The 4,866-nt window shown below is 58.3% G+C and carries 2 protein-coding genes; both read left to right on the top strand.

The genetic code is table 11. The features are described from left to right. The first annotated feature begins 178 nt into the window (after window positions 1-178). Entirely contained in the window at window positions 179-1,318 is a 1,140-nt protein-coding gene (gene carA, locus ACOCD2_RS12370) for a glutamine-hydrolyzing carbamoyl-phosphate synthase small subunit (protein ID WP_293647210.1), read from the top strand. Window positions 1,319-1,342: 24 nt separating this feature from the next. Beyond that, window positions 1,343-4,552 carry a carbamoyl-phosphate synthase large subunit gene (gene carB, locus ACOCD2_RS12365; RefSeq protein WP_293647212.1) on the top strand — a complete coding sequence of 1,070 codons (3,210 nt, stop codon included), beginning with the start codon at window positions 1,343-1,345 and terminating at the stop codon, window positions 4,550-4,552. Window positions 4,553-4,866: the final 314 nt, after the last annotated feature.

Raw genomic sequence — 4,866 nt, 5'->3', positions numbered from 1 at the left:
GGCAGGATGAAATGCTTTCCGGCCAAAAGCAGTCCCCGGGTCCCCGACGATTTCCATGGACAGTACCCCATATCTCCCGTAAAATTTCCGTCTCAACAGGGGTCTGACCCCAACTCTCGTTTCTTTGGTTTGTATCGGACGGCTCCCAGCAGGGTCAGTCCCTTTTGTGTGCGCGTAAATGACTAACTCAGCTATTTTGGTACTGGAAGACGGCACGGTGTTTCACGGCCGTTCCATTGGCGCAGAAGGACAGACGGTCGGAGAGGTGGTTTTCAATACTGCCATGACCGGCTATCAGGAGATCCTGACGGATCCGTCCTATTTGCGGCAAATCGTTACTCTGACCTATCCGCATATAGGGAATGCCGGGGTTAATCAAGAGGATACAGAATCTTCTTCAGTTCATGCTGCAGGTCTTGTGGTGCGTGATCTGCCGCTGCTGGCGAGCAACTGGCGCTGTGAGCAATCCCTGCAGGACTATCTCAGGGAAAACGGTGTGATCGCCATCGCCGATATCGATACGCGCAAACTGACGCGCATACTGCGTGAACAGGGCGCACAGGCCGGCTGCATACAGGCAGGGTCCCATCTGGATGAAACCGTCGCCCGCGCTGCGGCAGAGGTCTTCCCCGGACTCAAAGGCATGGATCTGGCGAAGGAAGTGACCACAGACAAGGCCTATACATGGAAGGAGGCCACCTGGGATCTGCACGAAGGACATGTGGCCAGAGAAGACAGCGCTGAAGACCTGCACGTAGTCGCCTATGACTACGGCATCAAGACCAATATTTTACGCATGCTGCGTGACCGTGGCTGTCGCATTACCGTGGTGCCCGCCCAGACACCCGCCAGCGATGTGCTGGCCATGAATCCCGATGGCGTGTTCCTGTCCAACGGTCCGGGTGATCCTGAGCCCTGTGATTACGCCATCAGCGCCATACAGGAAGTCCTGGCGCAGAACATTCCGACTTTCGGCATCTGCCTGGGGCATCAGCTCCTGGGGCTGGCCAGTGGCGCCCGCACGGTAAAGATGAAGTTCGGCCATCACGGAGCCAACCATCCGGTGCAGGATCTGGAAGCCGGTACTGTGATGATCTCAAGCCAGAATCACGGTTTCGCCGTGGATGAGGAGAGCCTGCCGGATAACCTGCAGGCCACTCACAAGTCCCTGTTCGACGGCTCGCTGCAGGGTATTCACCGCACCGACAAACCGGCTTTCGGGTTTCAGGGACACCCTGAAGCCAGTCCCGGTCCCCACGATGTGGCGCCGGTTTTTGATCACTTCATCCAACTCATGCAAGCCAATTCCAGCAAATAACAATCGCGCAGACTGAAGAATAAGATGCCTAAAAGAACTGACCTGAAAACGATTCTCATCATTGGCGCCGGCCCCATCGTCATCGGCCAGGCCTGCGAGTTCGATTACTCCGGTGCCCAGGCCTGCAAGGCATTGCGCGAAGAGGGTTACCGGGTGGTGCTGGTCAACTCCAATCCCGCGACCATCATGACTGACCCCGAGTCGGCGGATGCGGTGTATATCGAACCCATCACCTGGCAGACCGTGGCTCTGATCATCGAAAAAGAGCGTCCCGATGCCCTGCTGCCCACCATGGGCGGGCAGACGGCGCTCAACTGCGCCCTGGATCTGGTGCGTGAAGGCGTTCTGGAAAAATACGGCGTGGAGATGATAGGCGCCTCCCGCGAGGCCATCGACAAGGCGGAGGACCGCGACCTGTTCCGCAAGGCAATGCGCAAGATCGGCCTGGACATGCCCAAATCCGCCGTGGCACATTCCATGGAAGAGGCCCTGCAGGTGCAGGTGCAGGTGGGTTTTCCCACCATTATCCGGCCTTCCTTCACCATGGGCGGTTCCGGTGGCGGCATCGCCTACAACAAGGAAGAATTCGTCGAGATCTGCGAGCGCGGCCTGGATCTGTCTCCCACCAATGAACTGCTCATCGAGGAGTCTATCCTCGGCTGGAAAGAATACGAGATGGAAGTGGTGCGGGACCACAAGGACAACTGCATCATCATCTGCTCCATCGAGAACCTGGATCCCATGGGGGTGCACACCGGTGATTCCATCACCGTGGCGCCGGCCCAGACCCTGACGGACAAGGAATACCAGATTATGCGCGACGCCTCCCTGGCGGTGCTGCGCGAGATCGGCGTGGACACCGGCGGCTCCAACGTGCAGTTCGCCATCAATCCCGACAACGGGCGCATGATCATCATCGAGATGAATCCCCGCGTATCCCGCTCCTCGGCCCTGGCTTCCAAAGCCACCGGCTTCCCCATTGCCAAGGTGGCGGCCAAGCTGGCCGTGGGTTATACACTGGACGAACTGCGCAACGAGATCACCGGCGGTGTGACCCCGGCGTCCTTTGAGCCCAGCATCGACTACGTGGTCACGAAGATTCCCCGTTTTGCCTTCGAGAAATTCCCCCAGGCGGACGACCGCCTCACCACCCAGATGAAATCCGTGGGCGAGGTTATGGCCATCGGCCGTACACTCCAGGATTCCCTGCAAAAAGCATTGCGTGGACTGGAGACCGGCATGTCCGGCCTGGATTCCATAACGGATCTGGAAGCGGAAGATGCCCGTTCCACCCTGCTGGCGGAAATCCGCCAGCCGCGCGCTGACCGTCTCTGGTATGTAGCGGATGCCTTCCGCCTGGGCATGAGCATGGAAGATGTGTTTGAAGCGACCAGGATCGACCGCTGGTTCCTGGTACAGATCCAGGACCTGGTGGAGGAAGAGTCACGGATCGCCGGGGAGGGTATCGACGCCCTGGGCAAGCGGCGTATGCTGGCCCTCAAGCGCAAGGGCTTTTCAGACAGGCGTATCGCGGACCTGCTGGGTGTCAAGGAGAAGAAGATCCGCAAGCTGCGCTACCGCCTGGATATTCGTCCTGTCTACAAACGTGTGGATACCTGTGCCGCAGAATTTGCGTCCAGCACGGCTTACATGTATTCAACCTATGAGGAAGAGTGCGAGGCGCGGCCCACTGACAAGAAGAAGATCATGGTATTGGGTGGTGGCCCCAACCGCATCGGCCAGGGCATCGAGTTCGACTACTGCTGCGTGCATGCGGCCTTTGCCATGCGTGAGGATGGTTATGAAACCATCATGGTCAACTGCAATCCGGAAACCGTGTCCACGGACTATGACACCTCCGACCGCCTCTACTTCGAGCCCCTGACCCTGGAAGACGTGCTGGAGATCATCCACAAGGAAAACCCCGCCGGGGTCATCGTCCAGTACGGCGGCCAGACGCCGCTCAAGCTGGCGCGGGACCTGGAGAAAGCGGGCGCACCCATCATCGGCACCAGTCCGGATTCCATCGATGCGGCGGAAGACCGGGAACGTTTCCAGAAAATGATCGAGAAACTGGGTATCCTGCAGCCGCCCAACCGTACGGCGACAGACCCGAAGACAGCGGTCAAACTGGCGGAAGAAGTCGGTTATCCCCTGGTGGTGCGGCCTTCCTACGTGCTGGGCGGCCGGGCCATGGAAATCGTTTACAACGAAGAGGATCTGACCCGCTATATGCGCGAAGCCGTCAGTGTTTCCAACGATTCACCTGTGCTGCTGGACCGTTTCCTCAACGATGCCATCGAGGTGGACGTGGATGCGATCTGTGACGGCCACGATGTCCTCATCGGCGGCATCATGGAACACATCGAGGAAGCGGGTGTGCACTCCGGCGATTCTGCCTGTTCCCTGCCGCCCTATACGCTCAGTCAGGAAGTGCAGGACCGCATGCGCCATCATATCCGGGACATGGCCCGGGAGCTGGGCGTGGTTGGCCTGATGAACACCCAGTTCGCTATCAAGGGAGAAGACATCTACATTCTGGAAGTGAATCCCAGAGCATCCCGCACGGTTCCTTTCGTGTCCAAGGCCACCGGCCGTCCCCTGGCCAAGATTGCGGCTCGCTGCATGGCAGGCCAGACCCTGCAGGAGCAGGATGCGACGGTAGAGATCATTCCCAAGCATTATTTCGTCAAGGAAGCGGTATTCCCCTTCGTGAAATTCCCGGGGGTCGATTCGGTACTCGGACCGGAGATGAAATCCACCGGCGAAGTCATGGGCGTGGGCAGCACCTTTGGCGAAGCCTACGGCAAAGCCAATGAAGGCGGGAGCATCAAGCTGCCCACAGGTGGCAAGGCCTTGCTGTCGGTGCGGGAAGCCGACAAGCAGCGCATCAAGCTGGTGGCCCGGGATCTTGCCGAGCTGGGCTTTGAGCTCTATGCCACAGGCGGCACCTGTGACGCTATCCTGTCTGCTGGTGTAGACTGTGTACGGGTCAACAAAGTAATGGAAGGCCGTCCGCACATCGTCGACATGATCAAGAACGATGATTTTGACCTTATCGTCAACACCACGGAAGGCAAACAGGCCATGCTGGATTCGGCTTCCATACGACGGGCAGCGCTGCAGCATAAGATCAGCTACACCACCACCATGTCCGGTGGAGAGGCTATCGTAATGGCGATCCAGCACCAGGGCGAACCTGTGGTGATCAGCCTGCAGGAACTGCACAGCTGATAACCGCCGCTGTACCAAGAAGAACGACAGGGCGCCGCTGAGGATGTCATTCCGGTGCAGGCCGGAATCCATTATACCGTGATGAATATAATATGGACCCCGGCCTGTGCCGGGGTGATAAAAATACCGTTGTTCGAGATGCCCTATAAAGAAAACAGGGTAAGCGCCCAAGAATCCACACCTGTTTTCCCGCCCTGACCCCGTGCAGACTTTCTCCTGAAATTTCACGACACAGGAGAAATCGATGGACATGTCTGATGCCACCGAAGGCGCGTCATTCTGGCAGTCACACATTGCGGCCTGGCAACAATCTG

It is taken from the genome of Thiolapillus sp., from assembly GCF_048562965.1.
Lineage (GTDB): Bacteria > Pseudomonadota > Gammaproteobacteria > Chromatiales > Chromatiaceae > Thiolapillus > Thiolapillus brandeum_A.
Note: the sequence above shows the minus strand (reverse complement) of the source record. Positions and strands in the feature narration are given on the sequence as shown.